This window comes from Burkholderia sp. BCC0405 (assembly GCF_902833075.1).
In the GTDB taxonomy this organism is placed as follows: Bacteria; Pseudomonadota; Gammaproteobacteria; order Burkholderiales; family Burkholderiaceae; genus Burkholderia.
The window spans coordinates 1-14,955 of the sequence record NZ_CADFEO010000043.1 but is presented as its reverse complement, the minus strand read 5'-3'; the positions used below and the strand labels follow the sequence as shown (position 1 = coordinate 14,955).

Here is a 14,955-nt window from a genome sequence, read left to right as displayed (position 1 = left end):
TTCCGTAAACCGGCTCTTCTTCATGACTTCCTTTTCTCCGTTGGAAGCCATTCTCTCAAGTTTCAACTGGTCCGAAAATTCCAGGGCAGGTCACGTTGCGTGGACAAACACGTTTCGTCGATGTCCGGGGCAAGTTTTATGCTCCGGGTGCGCGGACGTGGCGGGCCATTAATATGCCATCAGTGCTGGATTAAAAAGACTCTGATTCGTATTTATGACGTCGCCCATCAAGCAGGCGGTCTGTGCCTGAGCAAGCGGTATCGTGGAAAACATGCGAATTACCGTTTCGTCTGTGCCGCAGGCCATAAGTTTGAGGCCACGGCCGCTTCAGTCTTGGGCGGTCACTGGTGCGCAAAGTGCTCGACTGAACGGCGATCCGAGCGTCGTAGATATCAAGGCGGACTGAAGCCGATACAGGATCGTGCGCGAGAGCGGGGCGGCGAATGCTTGTCGACCGTCTACGATGGCCGGATGGCGAAATATCGATTCAGATGCGGCTCAGGACACGAATGGGAGGCCGCGGGCTACGACGTCTTGCGCAAGGCGTGGTGCCAAGAATGCTCTTCAGATCGTAAGCGAATGCCAGACGGACTTGCGAAGCTACAAGAGAAGGCGGCAGAGCAAGGCGGCAGATGTCTCGCATCCCGCTATCAACGTATTCAGGCTCGTTACCCATTTCAGTGCGAGCGGGGACACGAGTGGATGGCGTGGGGTACGGAAATCTTGAAGGGGCATCCACACCAAATCGGGTTACATGGTGGTTACACGAACCGAAAAAGAAAAAGGGGTTACACGCTTTTGGCATGTAACCCCTTGATTCCTTTGGTCGGAGCGATAGGATTCGAACCTACGACCCTCTGATCCCAAATCAGATGCGCTACCAGGCTGCGCTACGCTCCGACGAGCCAAAGATTGTATCGTCGAATGTCCGATCCGGTCAATCCCTATATGCCGATAAATGCCGCGGCGGCGAACGTCCGCAATTTGCGACAATTCGCCCGGTAATCGGCGGGCCCGGACGCATAGACGCGGGGCTGCTCGCCGAAGCAAGGAGAACACCATGATGAACCTGATCCTGTGGCGCCACGCCGAAGCCGAAGACTACGCGACGAGCGATCTTGCACGCCAGTTGACCGTCAGGGGACGCAAGGATGCGCAGGCAATGGCCAAATGGCTGCGCACCCGCCTCGAAACGAACACCGTGATCCTCGCGAGCCCGGCGGCTCGCACCGTGCAGACCGTCGAGGCGCTGACCGACCAGTACCGGACAGTCGATTCCCTCGCGCCGGGCGGTAGCGTCGACGACGTGCTGGCGGCGGCCGGCTGGCCGGAAGGCATCGCACCGACGGTCGTGATCGTCGGGCACCAGCCGACGCTCGGCAGCGTTGCCGCGCAACTGATCGCCGGCGGCGACGACAGCTGGAGCGTCAAGAAGGGCGGAATCGTGTGGCTGGCGAGCCGCACGCGTGACGGCAGCCGGCAGGCCGTGCTGCGGGCGATATTGACGCCCGACCTGCTGTGAGGCCGGCCTGAAAGGCTTTGAAGGGATTCATCATACGGTTTCGCAAGCTTTCTGCTAAAGTCAATTCGGCGACACGTCATTGAAAGGACACGGTCGTGCCACATAACGGTCACGGCTGATTACTACATTGGCGGGCATGTCGTCCTATTCCTTACGATCAGGAAAGCCTAATGCGAGAACTGCCGACGCCTACGCTCCCTTTTGCCTCGCTGCCCCTCGACACGTCGCGGCGCCACCTGCCGCGCGCTGCTGAAACCGTCACGTCGGAGTATCGCCTGCGCGCCGCGTGGGCGCGTACGGAAGACGAATTGCGCGAAGCCCAGCGCCTGCGTTACAGCGTGTTCGCCGAAGAGATGGGCGCGCAGGTCAGCGGCCCCTCCGGTCTCGACGTCGATCCGTTCGATGCGTATTGCGACCACCTGCTGGTTCGCGATCTCGACACCTTGAAGGTCGTCGGCACGTACCGCGTGCTGCCGCCGCACCAGGCGGCGCGTGTCGGCCGCCTGTACGCGGAAGGCGAATTCGACCTGTCACGCCTCACGCACCTGCGCGGCAAGATGGTCGAGGTCGGCCGCTCGTGCGTGCACAGCGACTACCGCAGCGGCGCCGTCATCATGGCGCTGTGGGGCGGCCTTGGCGCATACATGATGCAGAACGGCTACGAGACGATGCTCGGCTGCGCGAGCGTGTCGATGGCCGACGGCGGCCACTATGCGGCGAACCTGTACCAGTCGCTGTCGGCGGGCTCGCTGACGGCGCCCGAATATCGCGCATTCCCGCACACGGCCCTGCCGGTTGACGAACTGCAGACGGGCACCGTCGTGGCGCCGCCGCCGCTGATCAAGGGTTACCTGCGTCTCGGCGCGAAGATCTGCGGTGCACCGGCCTGGGATCCCGACTTCAACTGCGCGGATTTCCTGACGCTGTTCCGTCTGTCCGACATCAACGCGCGCTACGCCCGTCACTTCCTGGGCTGAGTGGCCCGTCCGGGCGCGCACAAGCGAACGCCGTTGCGTGGTACGCGCCATGCGGCGGCGTTTGTCCATCTGACCAACGCGCGTGAATCGGACCCTGTTAATTTCGGCGATGCACAGTACCCGGCGTGCCGCGGGGCGGTACGTTCGAGAACGGCCCGGGGAAGGGCCGGGCGGCAGCGGCGCGTTTAGTGCTTGCGCCGCCAGTCGAGCAGGTGGTGTTCGGCCATCCAGTGATGGATCATCCCCTCGCCGTCATGGCTGCGCTTGTATTCGCGCGACTCGAAGAACGACAGGGCGACGAGCACCATCAGACCGACGAACAGGCCGATCAGGCCGGCAATTTCTTCAGACGACATGGCAGCCTCCTTTCCACGGTACAGCGCCATGCGTACATAGTAGGACATGCGCGGCGCGACTCCGAAGCAGGATTTCCGCTAGACTCGGCGCGGTCCCGGCGTGCGATGGGCGCGCCGATTTCCGGAGCCATACCCGATGACCCGTTTCATGCTGGCCGTGCTGGCCGCGTCCTTCCTCGCCGGCTGTACCAGCGATCCGCATCAGGCCCGTCGCGGCCATCCGCCGGAAGATCCGGCCGACTATCACGGCGTGCCGACCGACATGACGCCGCCGTCGATGCTCGACGCGCCGCCGCCGAAACCCACGCAGTAACGGCCGGTTCGGCCCGCCGTCAGGTGCGGGCTGCGGGCGCGTCGGTGCCGATATGCCGCAACAGCGTCGGCAGGTAGCGCGCCAGCGTCGCGCCGCGTGCGGCCATGAACAGCAGGAGCGCGAACCAGAGGCCGTGATTGCCGAACGCGCCGACGGCGGCGAACGTGGCCGCGACGAAGATCGACAACGACGCGATCATTGCACGCATCAGCGATTGCGTTTGCGTGGCGCCGATGAAGACGCCGTCGAGCAGGAAGCCCCAGACCGACACGATCGGCGAAATCGCGGCCCACGGCAGGTAGCGCAGCGCCGTTTCGCGGATCTCGGCCTGGTCGGTCAGGCGCGCGACGATCCAGCCCCCGGCGGCCCAGTACACGAGTGCAAACAGCAGCGCGCCGAGCGCCGACCAGAGCAGCGTGACGCGCACGGCCTGCCGGAACGCGCTGCGGTCGCGCGCACCGGCGGCCGCGCCGACGAGCGCCTCGGCCGCATGCGCGAAGCCGTCGAGGCCGTACGCCATGAACGTCTGGAAATTCAGCAGCAGCGCGTTTGCCGCGAGCGTCGCATCGCCCTGCTTCGCACCGAGATGCGCGAACCAGCCGAATGCGCCGAGCAGGCACAGCGTGCGCAGGAAAATATCGCGATTGAGCGCGATCAGCCGCTTGAGCGCGACGCGGTCGGCAAGCGCACGTACCGCGATCGGGCCAAGGCCGCGCGGCCGCAGCCGCCACAGCATCCATGCGCCGAGCGCGAAACCGCATGCGTCTGCGGTGGCCGTCGCGGTGCCGATGCCGGCAATGCCCCAGCCGAAGCCATACACGTAGAGCAGCACGGCGCCGATGTTCACCGCATTGATGAACACCTGCGCGACGAGCGCAAGCCGCACGCGCTGCGTGCCGAGCAGGTAACCGAGCACGACATAGTTCGCGAGCGCGAACGGTGCGCTCCAGATTCGCGCGTGGCTATAGGCAAGCGCCGTTGTGCGGACGGCATCGCTGCCGCCGAGCGCGGACAGCGCAAACGACAGCAGCGGCACCTGCAGCGTCAGCACCGCGGCGCCGAGGGCGAATGCGACGATCAACGCACGCAGCAGGTTCAGGCGGATCCCGGCGGCGTCGCCGGCACCATGGGCCTGCGCGACGAGGCCGGTGGTCCCCATCCGCAGGAAACCGAACCCCCAGAACACGAAACTGAAGAACAGCCCGCCGAGCGCGACACCACCGAGGTACTGTGCGCCGTCGAGGTGGCCGGCGACGGCCGTGTCGACCGCACCGAGGATCGGCTGCGTCAGGTTCGCGAGGACGATCGGGAACGCGAGCGCGAGGACACGCCGATGCGTGACGGCGGCTGAGCCGGCCCCGTGCGGTAACGCGGATTCGGACATGGGACGCGTCAGGCGCGTTCCTGCACGCAGACCCACGGCGATACGACGACCGCCCACAGCTCCGGGTTGCGCGCCGCGTAGTCGGCGGCGGTTTCGGCCGGCATGCGCGCGACGAGGCCTGCCGACAGCCAGCGCGTGACCTGCTCGGCATCGTCGGCCGCAACGGCTTCCGCGACGCTGACGAGATCGAGGTCGCGCGCAACGGACAGCAGCTTGCCCTGCGCGAAGAAGCGTTCGAGATCGCACCAGTCGATCTTGGCGGTTTCGCCGAGGAGTTTGGCGTAGAGCGGGCTGTGCGACGCGCTCGCGTCGGAGTGGTGATCAGAGGAAGAGGACATCGTTTTCTTGGAATGACTGCGTAGTGGCGCCACTATAAACCATCCGGCCGGGCGGGCGGCGCGGGTGGCGGCCGGCCTACGCGTCGCGCAGCGCGCGGCGCACGATCTTGCCGGTCGCGGTCATCGGCAGGCTGTCGACGAACGCGATCGCGCGCGGATACTCGTGCGCGGCGAGACGCGTGCGCACGTGTGCCTGCAGCGCCTGCACGAGCGCGTCGTCGCCGGTGTGGCCGGGGTTCAGCACGACGAACGCCTTGACGATCTCGGTGCGCGTTGCGTCGGGCACGCCGACGACGGCCGCCATCCGCACCGCAGGATGCGTGAGCAGGCAGTCCTCGATCGGGCCCGGGCCGATCCGGTAGCCGGCGCTCGTGATCACGTCGTCGTCGCGGCCGACGAAGCGCACGAAGCCGTCGGCGTCGATCGTGCCCGTGTCGCCGGTGAGCAGGTAGTCGCCCGCGAACTTGTCGCGCGTCGCGTCGGCGTTGCGCCAGTATTCGAGGAACATCACCGGGTCGGGGCGGCGCACCGCGATGCGCCCTTCGACGCCGGGCGGCAGCGGCATGCCGTGCGCATCGACGATCGCGACCGCATGGCCCGGCACCGCCTTGCCGATCGCGCCTGGCTGCGCATCGAACAGCGCCGCGCACGACGACAGCACCATGTTGCACTCGGTTTGTCCGTAGAACTCGTTGATCGTCACGCCGAGCGCATCGCGCCCCCAGGCCGTCAGTTCGGTGCCGAGCGATTCCCCGCCGCTCGCGACGGATTTCAGCGACAACGCGTAGCGTTCGCGCGGTGCCGGGACGGTGCGCATCAGCTTCAATGCGGTGGGCGGCAGGAACGCGTGGGTGACGCCGTGCCGTGCCATCAGCGCGAACGCCGCGTCGCCGTCGAATTTCTCGAAGCGGCGCGCAAGCACGGGCACGCCGTGATGCCAGGAAGGCAGCAGCACGTCGAGCAGGCCGCCGATCCATGCCCAGTCGGCGGGCGTCCAGAACAGGCGCGCATCGCGCGGGAAGCACTGCTGCGACATCTCGACGCCTGGCAGGTGGCCGAGCAGCACGCGATGTGCGTGCAGCGCGCCTTTCGGTTTGCCCGTCGTGCCGGACGTATAGATGATGACCGCCGGATCGTCGGCGGCCGTATCGACCGGTATGAAATCGGGCGTTTCGGCGGCGAGCGCTACGTCGTAACGCAGCACGCCCGGATGATCGGGCGCATCGTCGCCGATGCAGTAGACGGTATGCAGTGCCGGCAACCGGGCGCGCAGCGGCGCGATCTTCGCGTAGCCGGCCGCGTCGGTGACGAGCGCAGCCGCCTCGCTGTTCGCGAGCCGGTATTCGAGCGCATCGATGCCGAACAATGTGAAGAGCGGCACCGCGATTGCGCCGAGCTTGTACGCGGCGAGGTGCGCGATGGCCGTTTCGGGGCCCTGCGCGAGAAAGATGCCGATGCGATCGCCGCGTCTCAGGCCTGCGCGCACAAAGCTGTTCGCGAGCCGGTTAGAGGCGTTCCTCAGGTCGTCGAACGTGAGGCGAAAAACGTCGCCTTGCGCCGTTTCGTGGATCAGTGCGAGGCGTCCGCTGCCGTCTGCCCATTTGTCGCAGACGTCCACGCCAATGTTGTAGCGCGCCGGAACGTCCCACGCGAAGCGGGAGAGCAGGTCGTCATAGCGGTCGGCGGCGGGCAGCATCGAGGTGTCTCCTGGAGGCGAACGTGGTGTCGAGCGAACGGCTTACATCAGGATTTCACGCAGACGAATCCACAATGGCGTCTGAGGGTAGGGAATCTTCGTACTCGTCCAATAGCCTCGGCTCAGTGCACGATTCCGCAATGACGCATAAGATCACGAAAAAATCAGTGTGTGACCATGGATTTGCTTCTGATAGCTGCGGGGTTCAGCCTGATTGGAATCGGCGTACTGGTGGCGTTTGCTCGCCACGTCGATCCGTTGTCCGGCCGTTTCACCGGACGTCTGCGCAAGCGCTGACATCACCTTTTCCGATTCTCACGCCGACGGCACGCGATGCGCGCCGGCATCGCGTGTCGCCCATCGGGCGCTCAACGTGCCGGCAGGTAGCGTGACGGGTCGATCGATCGGCCGCCGTAGCGCAACTCGAAATGTAACGCGACGCGATCGCTGTCGCTGTTGCCCATCTCGGCGATCGACTGCCCCTGCGTGACCGACTGCCCTTCCTTCACCAGCAGTGCGCGGTTGTGCGCATAGGCGGTCAGGTAGTCGGCGTTGTGCTTGAGGATGATCAGGTTGCCATAGCCGCGCAACCCGTTACCGGCATAGACCACCACGCCCGGCGCGGCCGCGACCACTGGCGTGCCCGGCGAGTTGGCGATGTCGATGCCCTTCGATTTCGAGCCGTCGAACGTGCGGACTACGTTGCCGGCTGCAGGCCAGACCAGCGCGATGCTCGTGGCCGGCTTGACGGCCGATTCGACCGGTGCGGAAGGCGCAGGGCGGGCCCGGCCGGCACTCCCGGTGCCGGTGGTCGACGGCGTCGATGCGGTGGTCGTGCCGGGCGGCGGCGCGACGCGCAGCACCTGGCCGACTTCGATCGCATCGGGGTTCGTCATCTGGTTCCAGCGCACGATGTTCGATACCGACGTGCGGTTGTCGCGCGCGATCTTGTAGAGCGTATCGCCGCGCTCGACGCGATAGAACCCGGGGCCGACAGGCGCGGAGCCGCACGCGACGAGCAGGGCGGCGCAGGCGGCTGCGAAGAGTCGCTTCGTTGTTGTTCCGAACATTGAACCTCGCAAAACCCTGCCGCTCGTGACGCGGCAGGCAACACAAAACGTCCGATTTTAACGGGTTCGACCCGCGTACCGCAGTTTGGGCCGTTGCCGGGGCTGTCGCGTGCCGGTTCGGCACGCTGTGAATTGATGTCTCGGCCGTCGAATCAGCCGGCGAGCGGGAGGACGCGAATCCGCAGGGTGGCCGTTTCGGTCGCGCCCGGCGCGAGCATGCGCAGCCCGAGGCCGTTGTGGATCGCATCCGGCAGGCCGAGCCACGGTTCGACGCAATAGAAGTCCGAATCCGGTTTCTCGGTCCAGGTCGTGACCGCGTACCACGGGATCGAACCCGGCACGTCGAGCGCGATCTCGATCGTCCGGCGGCGGCCCGGCATCACGATGCGCACCGGCGTGGGCGGCACGCCGTCGAGGCAGTGGAAGCGGTCGAGGATGTCCGGGTTGTCGAGCTGATAATGGGCTTCGCCCGGTTCGGGCGTACTGATCGAACCGTCCGCCTGCTGCATGCAACGATGCGTCGGCGGCAGTTCGAGCGTGGTTTCGGCGCGTTCGCCGTGCGGCAGCGCGAAATAGAAATGATGGCCGGCGTAGTAGGGCAGCGGCGCGTCGCCGCGATTGATCGTCGTCAGCGCGACTTCGAGCGTGTGCGAGTCGGCCAGCCGGTAGGTCGTTTCGAACCGGAAGTCGAACGGGTAACTGGCGCGCAGCGCGTCGGTCGCGTCGAGCGTCATCGACAGCGCGGCGCCATCGGCCGACGGCTGAGCGGCGAACGGCAGGTCGCGCGCGAAGCCGTGCATCGGCAGGTCGCGCACCACGCCGGCGGCGTCGCGCCAGCGGCCGAGCTCGCCGTCGACGCGGTGACGGCCGAGGAACGGGAACAGCAGCGGGTTGCCGCCGCGCACGCGCGCGAGGTTGCTCCAGTCGGCCGTTTCCGGCCAGAAGATCACCGGTTCGCCGTCGACGTGCCATGACAGCAGGCGGCCGCCGAATTGCGGCGCGACCCGGATGAGCGACGGGCCGGCGTGAAGTTCGTGAATGTCGTGTTGCTGGAAAGTCGGCATGGCGAATCGGGTTGGGCGGGTGGACGGGAACGGCGCGCTCCATTATCGGGCCGTGGCGGCTCGGGGAAAACCCTTCTCGGGAAATCGCGAGTTTTTAAGACTGTCGACGGTCGGGATAATGCCTCTAAACCGGTGAGGTTGCCGGGTCATGACACTTCGTGGAGGGGGCCATGGATCTGGCAATGGCAATGGGACTCGCATTGTTCGGCATGTTCACCGGCAGCACGGTATTGTTTTTCTATCAGCTCGGCCGCTGACGGCAGTTCCTGCCGAAGTCGTAAGGCCCGCCATGCGAATGGCGGGCTTTTTGCTTTCCGAGCGCTTACAAATTGCAAGCGTTTGTGTGCAATGCCGCACTATCCAGCCAAATGCCTTGGCGCAGTAATCCGGGCTCGGCATAATCGGGGCGCGTTTTTTCGGACGCGCATCGCGTCGTCCGCTTCTCTTTCCGCTCAAACTTCACTAAAAGGACCGACGCGTGAGTCTCTGGTTTCTGGTATTCCTGAGCGTCCTGCAGGGCGTCACCGAACTCTTCCCTGTCAGCAGCCTTGGCCATACGCTGCTCGTGCCGGCACTGTTCGGCATGCACATCGACAAGCACGCACCGCAACTGCTGCCGTTTCTCGTCGCGCTGCACCTCGGCACCGCGCTGGCGCTGCTGTGGTACTTCCGCGCGCGCTGGATCGCGCTGATCGGTGGCTTCTTCGCGCAGCTCGGCGGCCGCAAGAACGACGACGGACACCTGATGTGGGCGCTCATCATCGGTACGATCCCGACCGGCATCGTCGGGCTGCTGCTCGAGAAGCGCATCGAACGCGTGTTCCATGACCTGCGGATCGTCGCGATCGCGCTGATCGTGAACGGCGTGCTGCTGTGGCTCGGCGATCGCATCCAGCGTAGTCGCGTGCATCAGGCGCCCGAAAAGATGACGTTCAAGCAGGCGTTCTTCGTGGGGCTCGCGCAGATCGGCGCGCTGATTCCGGGTTTCTCGCGCAGCGGGCTGACGATGATCGCCGGCAATGCGGCAGGGCTGACGGCGGAGAAGGCCGCGGAATTCTCGTTCCTGCTCGGCACGCCGATCATTTTCGCAGCGGGTGTACTTGAGCTGCCGAAGCTGTTCCATGCGCGCGACCAGCTCGCCGATGCGCTGCTCGGCGGCGTGCTGACGGCGATCGCCGCGTACCTGAGCGTGCGGTTCCTGATGCGCTACTTCGAAGGGCGTGGCCGGCTGGCTTCGTTCGGCCTGTATTGCGTGATCGCCGGCGTGTTCTGCCTCGGCTGGTTCATGCTGCATCCGCAACCGGTTTGATGCTGCGAAGGCTGGTCTCGCGTGATGTGACGCGATGATCGGGTATAATTTCGGGCTCGGCTTCATGCCGGGCCCGTTTTGTTTCGGGGCTTCGGGTTGGGTGGTTGTTGCTGTCGATCGAAGCCTTGCGTCAAATGCGGTCCGGATTGGCCGTGTCTTTTCTCCCCGACCGCCCTTAGCTCAGTTGGATAGAGCAACGGCCTTCTAAGCCGTAGGTCACACGTTCGAATCGTGTAGGGCGGGCCAGTGAAATCAATGGGTTAGCCCGATCTTCGATACTCTGGTTCACAACATTTGGACTCCATGTAGGCACTGTGTAGGTGTTGGGGACCAACATGGATCTGGAACGATTCAGGCCTGTAGCAACGTCGCAGATATCCGAACCGTCATCGGATGGATGACGTGCCGCTGACGTGATTCGGCCTTTAGCTATGTGGGCGAGCTGTGTTGACCGGGCATTCGTCCATAGGGGATTGCTTGCGAACCACCTAGAGTACGGGTTGAGGAGGGGCAGGTCATGCCAGAGGTGTTCGCTCCGGATAAAAGTAGAACATTCAGGATGCAGCCTTAGGTTTGGGAATATGAGCGGCCAGCTTAAAGTTAATCACGAGTGGCAGTCCACGGCCGCGTGGCATCGTGAGCTAGCCACGGCGTGGCGGCAAAATCCCGTCGCTCACGCGGCAATCAGCTCGCGTACGCCGTTCGCCTCCATCTCGCTGCCGGCCCTGCCCGTGACGACTCGCCGCGGCTCATCACTCAGTAGTGATCGGCGATTGAGCGCGCGAAATCGTAGTATTGCTCGACCAGCAGCACCGTCATCTTTGTTTCATCGACGAGCTGGCGCAGCGTGCGGCCGATGTCCTGGATAATCGACGGCTGGATGCCCTCGGTCGGTTCGTTGAGGATCAGCAACTGCGGCTCGCTCATCAGCGCGCGGCCGATCGCGAGCTGCTGCTGTTGGCCGCGCGACAGGTCGCCGCCGCGCCGCGCGCGTATGTCCTTGAGCACCGGGAACAGTTCGTAGATGCGGTCGGGCACCTTCGACGGCGTCAGGCGGCTCGCCGCACCCGCCAGCAGGTTTTCCTCGACAGTCAGGCGCGGGAAGATGTCCCGGCCCTGCGGCACGTACCCGACCGGCGCGGTGGTGGAAGTGAAAGGCGCGGCAGATATGCGCGCGGCCGACCGCAACATCGCTGCTCTGGCCGTCGATGGCGTGTACCGCACCGATCATCACTTGGCCATCGCCCAAGGCCAAGCTATGCCCGACCGCGACCCGCGCGAAGTGGTGACGGTGTCGTACCAGCGGCGAAGGGCTCCGAGTTCCTCCGGGATCGACAAGTCGATCGCCTTGGCGGCGAAGTCTACCGTGACGAGCAGCGTGATGTCCGCCACCGAGAAGTTTTCACCAGCGGCGAAGGGAAACTCGGTCAGCCGCGCGTTCATGTCCGTTAGCATTCGCGATTATCGTTCGTTGGCGATGGCCGAATGAACAGATTGGTGGGGAGCGGTACCGGGTTGGCGTCCAGACTGCTGCCGATGAGCAGGTAGCTGCAATCATCCGTTGGGCGTCCCTTATCGTCTGTTTCTCGGTAGTGGTAGCCGTCCGTCGCCAACACCCACACACCAGAAGCGTGCGCATCCAACACTTGGATCTCGGGCGCCTGGAATCGCTTGGCATTCAGCGTGCGTGTGACGGTGTGTCGCGCCGACGCCTCGGCATTCATGCCGAGATCTTCCAGCGCACTGATCGCGGTGTGGGGGCGGGTGAGCCATTCGATGTTCCCATCTTGTGATCGGATGCCGAGGGTGCAATCCCCGCAGTAAAAGACATAGGCTGCCCGTGCATCGCGGGGAAGCAGGAAGGCGATATACGACGCTTTCTCGACAAAGAACCGTTCGGTACGAAGATGTTGTTGAGCTTCTTCCAGCGTCGCGAGGACGGCTTCGATCGACGGTAGATCAGGGCTCATGCGATCGAGCACCTGGGCGATCCAGCATGCATTGAACTGGACGCCACGTTCACCGCGCGGGGCGGCATCCATGACGATAGAGAACGTATAGGTTTTGGATTCAAAGATGCCGCAAGCATCCCGATTGTCGGCGCACGTCGTTCCTTGCGTGCTGTACCACTGCCAGGTAGCCGGAATTCGGTCGTTCATGTGAGCTTCGCATAGGAGACGATGACCTCGACGCGCTGCCTAATCACTTCTTCCCGTGCGGCGTCCCCATTGCTTGCCGCCTCGATTGCATATTCGAAGTCCCGGTGTTCCAGGAGGGCCGCGAGTTGCGTGCTGATGTACGTACGCATGTCGGCGTCCGCGGCCAATATCTCTTCGGCAATTTCGGGGCGTCCATCGAGCAACGTCAAAATATCTTCAACATCGTGGCTTTCCAGTGGGTCGCCGTTGCCGCGCGAGAGGTAGGCCACAAGTTTGGTGGCGACGAAGTGTGCCGGGCGCACAATCCTGACCGTGACGCCTTCGCCGACATCGTGGTGTTCCGCGCTGGCGAGCGCGTCCCGGTACCAGGCGTTCCCAAAGTTCAGGATGGCTTCATCATCGGGCATGAAGTCGACACGCATGCCGGCCAGGAACATCGCGCAGATCGGTGCCTCTTCATCTGGTTGCTCGCGAAAGCCCTTCTGGCGGAGTTGCTCTTTCAAGTTCTCCCAGTGGGGATAGCTCATGACATGCACAATGAGGTCAACGTCGTCGGTGTGCCTGACTTGTTGCTTCGTATAGAGGTCGGTCAGCAACAGAGCCGTCGTACAGCCGCCCACAAATGCTATTTCCTGGCAGAGGTCAGGACCGATTGCATTTGCAACGGCCCGAATCATTGCTTTGTAGTCGTCGAGGGTTGCCATTTCAGAAATTCAAGAGCCCGTGGAGCTGGGTGATCGCAAGTTTGCGCTCGCGCGGTTGACCCAGCCGGATCGAATCAACGATGGCCAGCAACTTGTATAGCGTTTCATCGTCACGCGTCGCGGTCGCGACGGTCTTGTAAAGCGGTTCCACGGCGAGCCCAAGCGTGCCGCCGTGCGGATCCGGCCAGACTGGGCCGTGCTCCCCGGCGCTGCGCAGGATGCCATCAAAAATGGGGGCTGTGAGTCCTGTTGGAATGCCGCGTGTCAGACTCTGCATCTGAGCGGGAAAGACGAACCGGATGCCGTAGGAGAGGAATTCCTCCAGATTACGCCGATTGACGGTTGGGCCACCACCATGCCGTTGAGGTTTGGCGAGACTGTTTGCATAGCAGCGCCCAAGCGCGTTGCTCACTTCGGATTTGCTGATGCCGGTGGCGCTGGACAAGCCACGCACACTGTAGGGATCAAGCTCGAGGTTTAGCTTGAACGGAGATGTGCTGCCAGCGTCGTCATCAAGCCCCCCAGTAGAGGCGATTTCATCTTCCAGGTCTTGGGGCGGCGCGTTAGCAGATGAGGACGAGGCATGGGCTTGTCGCTCGAGTGACACGAGTTTGAGTAACAACAGGATGTCTTGACTTTTCATCGGTCGCCCACGGTGAGCGTCCACAGTCCATGGACGATGGACGGATTTTTCCGCTCTTTACGAAGTCTGTCAACGCTTTTCAGTAAGATCAATCGTGCCCCGATTGTTGTCCATGGTCCATGGACAAGGGGCGCGCCGGCTGACATGATTCGCCATTGTCAAGATCGAGGCCTGGTTCATGCTTCCGGCATGTCAGCCTTGGATAGCAGTTTGCGGAGCGTAGTGGCGTTCCTTGGAACGGCGCGTTGGCATGCTTCAGACGAGTGTATGCGTGCCCTGAAAGGTGTCTCGGCGCCATTCGTCCCTGTTCAGCTGCCCAGGGCGCGTGAGGGTGATAGGGGTAACGACGCAGACATTTTCATTGATGAAAATGGGTCTGGCGCTTTTATGTGTGGGTCGACTGGGTGAGCGTCAATCGAGTGGGGCCGACGGACCGTCGAAGCCGCGCCCGCTCGACGTCTCCTTGGTGGGCTGTACTTGTCCGATCTTCGCTACAATAGCCGCTGCGCGACCGGGGGAGACAACACTGCGCTATGAAAACAATTGCAATTATTGGCAGCTTCAAGCAGCACAACGGGGAGATCCAAGTGCTTTGTCGCGCGTTGCGCGATGCGGGGATTCCTGTATCCGTCGAGGCGGATGCGCGGCAGGCTGGCGATGGCGATCCGGAGCGATCTATTGGACGAACTGCGACAAGGTGCGGTGCTCGAAAGCCAGCCTTTCAAAGACAGTTCGGAATACGCGTTGCTGCAGAGCGATTCGCTCCGCGCAGATGTGCCTGATCCGACCGTGTCATTTGGCGAATAGGGTTTGCGTTTTGGGCGCACGGGGAAGTCAGTTATCGATTTCCCCGGCAGCGGCTTGAGTGATTGCTCGACCTTTTTGATTCGCCACATGGTCAAGCCGTTCGAGGAAAGGTTTGCCATTGAAAGGCAGGCACTCGCATGGCAGGTCACGCTTGTCGCGTCGCAACGTATGTACGTAATGCGTTGAAGGCTCGACGTGGGAATGGCGGGGGAGCAGGGCGTTAGTGATTACCCTATATCTCGCGCTTAACCCAAGTGATTCGTTACGGCTACCCTATGCATAACAAAACGTGCAGCGTAGTCCGAGGTTGAATTGCGCTGAAATTCGGGGAACATGATGAGGGTATTGACGGATTACCGCTGGGTAGCGCTCCAGAGTCGCCCAGACTTGGGGCCGATCGAATGACGTCATTGGTCAAGCATAGTGCGCCAGGCCCTTATCTGGGCTTCGCGCTGCAGCCAGTCCGGCTATGCTATTACCTCCTCAGCAGCCCGCTAGTCCATTGAACCGGATGAATTGCACCGGATGCGTCGAGTTGGATCGGAGTACTTCCACTTCAACGGGGCGGCCTGCTTGTTGTATTGGCGGATGTAGCGCATGAGCTTTTTGTCGA

General features: G+C 63.3%; 15 protein-coding genes, 2 tRNA genes and 3 pseudogenes. 6 read left to right on the top strand and 14 right to left on the bottom strand.

All coding sequences use genetic code 11. From position 1 onward, the window contains the following. Positions 1 to 823: 823 nt before the first annotated feature. Positions 824 to 900, bottom strand: a tRNA-Pro gene (locus tag HWX36_RS36240). 160 nt (positions 901 to 1,060) lie between these two features. Here HWX36_RS36240 and sixA point away from each other — a divergent pair. Then, the gene (sixA, locus tag HWX36_RS36235; RefSeq protein ID WP_175958506.1) at positions 1,061 to 1,522 is read left to right on the top strand and encodes a phosphohistidine phosphatase SixA; all 462 of its coding nucleotides are present in this window, start codon (positions 1,061 to 1,063) and stop codon (positions 1,520 to 1,522) included. A 170-nt stretch (positions 1,523 to 1,692) separates the two neighbouring features. Further along, positions 1,693 to 2,499 (top strand): GNAT family N-acyltransferase, encoded by an 807-nt coding sequence (locus tag HWX36_RS36230; protein ID WP_011351620.1) that lies wholly within the window; start codon positions 1,693 to 1,695, stop codon positions 2,497 to 2,499. A gap of 185 nt (positions 2,500 to 2,684) precedes the next feature. Here the strand turns inward: HWX36_RS36230 and HWX36_RS36225 are convergent, their stop codons facing one another. Beyond that, the gene (locus tag HWX36_RS36225) at positions 2,685 to 2,855 is read right to left on the bottom strand and encodes a hypothetical protein (protein WP_175023996.1); all 171 of its coding nucleotides are present in this window, start codon (positions 2,853 to 2,855) and stop codon (positions 2,685 to 2,687) included. A gap of 136 nt (positions 2,856 to 2,991) precedes the next feature. On the opposite strand from HWX36_RS36225, the gene HWX36_RS36220 reads away from it, so the two are divergent. Further along, complete coding sequence (locus HWX36_RS36220; RefSeq protein WP_089445358.1) at positions 2,992 to 3,168, top strand: hypothetical protein; 177 nt, start codon at positions 2,992 to 2,994, stop codon at positions 3,166 to 3,168. Positions 3,169 to 3,187: 19 nt separating this feature from the next. Here HWX36_RS36220 and HWX36_RS36215 read toward each other — a convergent pair whose 3' ends face one another. The 5 genes from HWX36_RS36215 to HWX36_RS36195 form a co-directional block, all read right to left on the bottom strand. Then, complete coding sequence (locus HWX36_RS36215) at positions 3,188 to 4,552, bottom strand: MATE family efflux transporter (protein WP_175958505.1); 1,365 nt, start codon at positions 4,550 to 4,552, stop codon at positions 3,188 to 3,190. Positions 4,553 to 4,560: 8 nt separating this feature from the next. After that, complete coding sequence (locus tag HWX36_RS36210; RefSeq protein WP_175958504.1) at positions 4,561 to 4,890, bottom strand: DUF2288 domain-containing protein; 330 nt, start codon at positions 4,888 to 4,890, stop codon at positions 4,561 to 4,563. 76 nt (positions 4,891 to 4,966) lie between these two features. Then, positions 4,967 to 6,586, bottom strand: coding sequence for an acyl-CoA synthetase (locus tag HWX36_RS36205; protein WP_175958503.1), 1,620 nt, complete (start codon positions 6,584 to 6,586; stop codon positions 4,967 to 4,969). A 368-nt stretch (positions 6,587 to 6,954) separates the two neighbouring features. Beyond that, entirely contained in the window at positions 6,955 to 7,656 is a 702-nt protein-coding gene (locus tag HWX36_RS36200) for a peptidoglycan DD-metalloendopeptidase family protein (RefSeq protein ID WP_059902198.1), read from the bottom strand. A 152-nt stretch (positions 7,657 to 7,808) separates the two neighbouring features. Continuing rightward, positions 7,809 to 8,720 carry an aldose epimerase gene (locus HWX36_RS36195; protein ID WP_175958502.1) on the bottom strand — a complete coding sequence of 304 codons (912 nt, stop codon included), beginning with the start codon at positions 8,718 to 8,720 and terminating at the stop codon, positions 7,809 to 7,811. 478 nt (positions 8,721 to 9,198) lie between these two features. Here HWX36_RS36195 and HWX36_RS36190 point away from each other — a divergent pair, with 478 nt between their 5' ends. Together HWX36_RS36190 and HWX36_RS36185 are read left to right on the top strand one after the other, a co-directional pair. Next, complete coding sequence (locus HWX36_RS36190; protein ID WP_175958501.1) at positions 9,199 to 10,029, top strand: undecaprenyl-diphosphate phosphatase; 831 nt, start codon at positions 9,199 to 9,201, stop codon at positions 10,027 to 10,029. A gap of 169 nt (positions 10,030 to 10,198) precedes the next feature. Continuing rightward, positions 10,199 to 10,275: transfer RNA gene (locus HWX36_RS36185), tRNA-Arg, on the top strand. Between the two features lie 427 nt (positions 10,276 to 10,702). Here HWX36_RS36185 and HWX36_RS36180 read toward each other — a convergent pair. After that, positions 10,703 to 11,157: pseudogene (locus HWX36_RS36180) on the bottom strand (ATP-binding cassette domain-containing protein); the annotation flags it as partial. On the opposite strand from HWX36_RS36180, the pseudogene HWX36_RS36175 reads away from it, so the two are divergent. Further along, positions 11,156 to 11,317, top strand: a pseudogene (locus tag HWX36_RS36175) (DUF3363 domain-containing protein); the annotation flags it as partial. The pseudogenes HWX36_RS36180 and HWX36_RS36175 sit on opposite strands and share 2 nt — an antisense overlap. On the opposite strand, the gene HWX36_RS36170 reads toward HWX36_RS36175, so the two are convergent. The 6 genes and pseudogenes from HWX36_RS36170 to HWX36_RS37515 form a co-directional block, all read right to left on the bottom strand. Continuing rightward, a complete protein-coding gene (locus tag HWX36_RS36170) occupies positions 11,260 to 11,472 on the bottom strand; it encodes a glutathione S-transferase C-terminal domain-containing protein (protein WP_244136613.1) in 213 nt (70 codons plus the stop codon). The pseudogene HWX36_RS36175 and the gene HWX36_RS36170 sit on opposite strands and share 58 nt — an antisense overlap. A 5-nt stretch (positions 11,473 to 11,477) precedes the next feature. Next, the gene (locus HWX36_RS36165; RefSeq protein ID WP_175958499.1) at positions 11,478 to 12,188 is read right to left on the bottom strand and encodes a hypothetical protein; all 711 of its coding nucleotides are present in this window, start codon (positions 12,186 to 12,188) and stop codon (positions 11,478 to 11,480) included. Further along, complete coding sequence (locus HWX36_RS36160; protein ID WP_175958498.1) at positions 12,185 to 12,892, bottom strand: hypothetical protein; 708 nt, start codon at positions 12,890 to 12,892, stop codon at positions 12,185 to 12,187. The genes HWX36_RS36165 and HWX36_RS36160 overlap by 4 nt, the downstream gene beginning before the upstream one ends. A gap of 1 nt (position 12,893) precedes the next feature. Further along, the gene (locus tag HWX36_RS36155) at positions 12,894 to 13,535 is read right to left on the bottom strand and encodes a hypothetical protein (RefSeq protein ID WP_175958497.1); all 642 of its coding nucleotides are present in this window, start codon (positions 13,533 to 13,535) and stop codon (positions 12,894 to 12,896) included. 491 nt (positions 13,536 to 14,026) lie between these two features. Continuing rightward, complete coding sequence (locus HWX36_RS36150; RefSeq protein ID WP_175958496.1) at positions 14,027 to 14,461, bottom strand: hypothetical protein; 435 nt, start codon at positions 14,459 to 14,461, stop codon at positions 14,027 to 14,029. A 375-nt stretch (positions 14,462 to 14,836) separates the two neighbouring features. Beyond that, positions 14,837 to 14,955 (bottom strand): annotated as a pseudogene (locus HWX36_RS37515) (IS630 family transposase); the annotation flags it as partial.

Bases quoted from the DNA above. Each gene is read 5' to 3' on its own strand.
- sixA (WP_175958506.1), top strand. From the start codon at position 1,061: ATGATGAACCTGATCCTGTGGCGCCACGCCGAAGCCGAAGACTACGCG.
- HWX36_RS36230 (WP_011351620.1), top strand. From the start codon at position 1,693: ATGCGAGAACTGCCGACGCCTACGCTCCCTTTTGCCTCGCTGCCCCTC.
- HWX36_RS36225 (WP_175023996.1), bottom strand. From the start codon at position 2,855: ATGTCGTCTGAAGAAATTGCCGGCCTGATCGGCCTGTTCGTCGGTCTG.
- HWX36_RS36220 (WP_089445358.1), top strand. From the start codon at position 2,992: ATGACCCGTTTCATGCTGGCCGTGCTGGCCGCGTCCTTCCTCGCCGGC.
- HWX36_RS36215 (WP_175958505.1), bottom strand. From the start codon at position 4,552: ATGTCCGAATCCGCGTTACCGCACGGGGCCGGCTCAGCCGCCGTCACG.
- HWX36_RS36210 (WP_175958504.1), bottom strand. From the start codon at position 4,890: ATGTCCTCTTCCTCTGATCACCACTCCGACGCGAGCGCGTCGCACAGC.
- HWX36_RS36205 (WP_175958503.1), bottom strand. From the start codon at position 6,586: ATGCTGCCCGCCGCCGACCGCTATGACGACCTGCTCTCCCGCTTCGCG.
- HWX36_RS36200 (WP_059902198.1), bottom strand. From the start codon at position 7,656: ATGTTCGGAACAACAACGAAGCGACTCTTCGCAGCCGCCTGCGCCGCC.
- HWX36_RS36195 (WP_175958502.1), bottom strand. From the start codon at position 8,720: ATGCCGACTTTCCAGCAACACGACATTCACGAACTTCACGCCGGCCCG.
- HWX36_RS36170 (WP_244136613.1), bottom strand. From the start codon at position 11,472: ATGAACGCGCGGCTGACCGAGTTTCCCTTCGCCGCTGGTGAAAACTTC.
- HWX36_RS36165 (WP_175958499.1), bottom strand. From the start codon at position 12,188: ATGAACGACCGAATTCCGGCTACCTGGCAGTGGTACAGCACGCAAGGA.
- HWX36_RS36160 (WP_175958498.1), bottom strand. From the start codon at position 12,892: ATGGCAACCCTCGACGACTACAAAGCAATGATTCGGGCCGTTGCAAAT.
- HWX36_RS36155 (WP_175958497.1), bottom strand. From the start codon at position 13,535: ATGAAAAGTCAAGACATCCTGTTGTTACTCAAACTCGTGTCACTCGAG.
- HWX36_RS36150 (WP_175958496.1), bottom strand. From the start codon at position 14,461: ATGGCAAACCTTTCCTCGAACGGCTTGACCATGTGGCGAATCAAAAAG.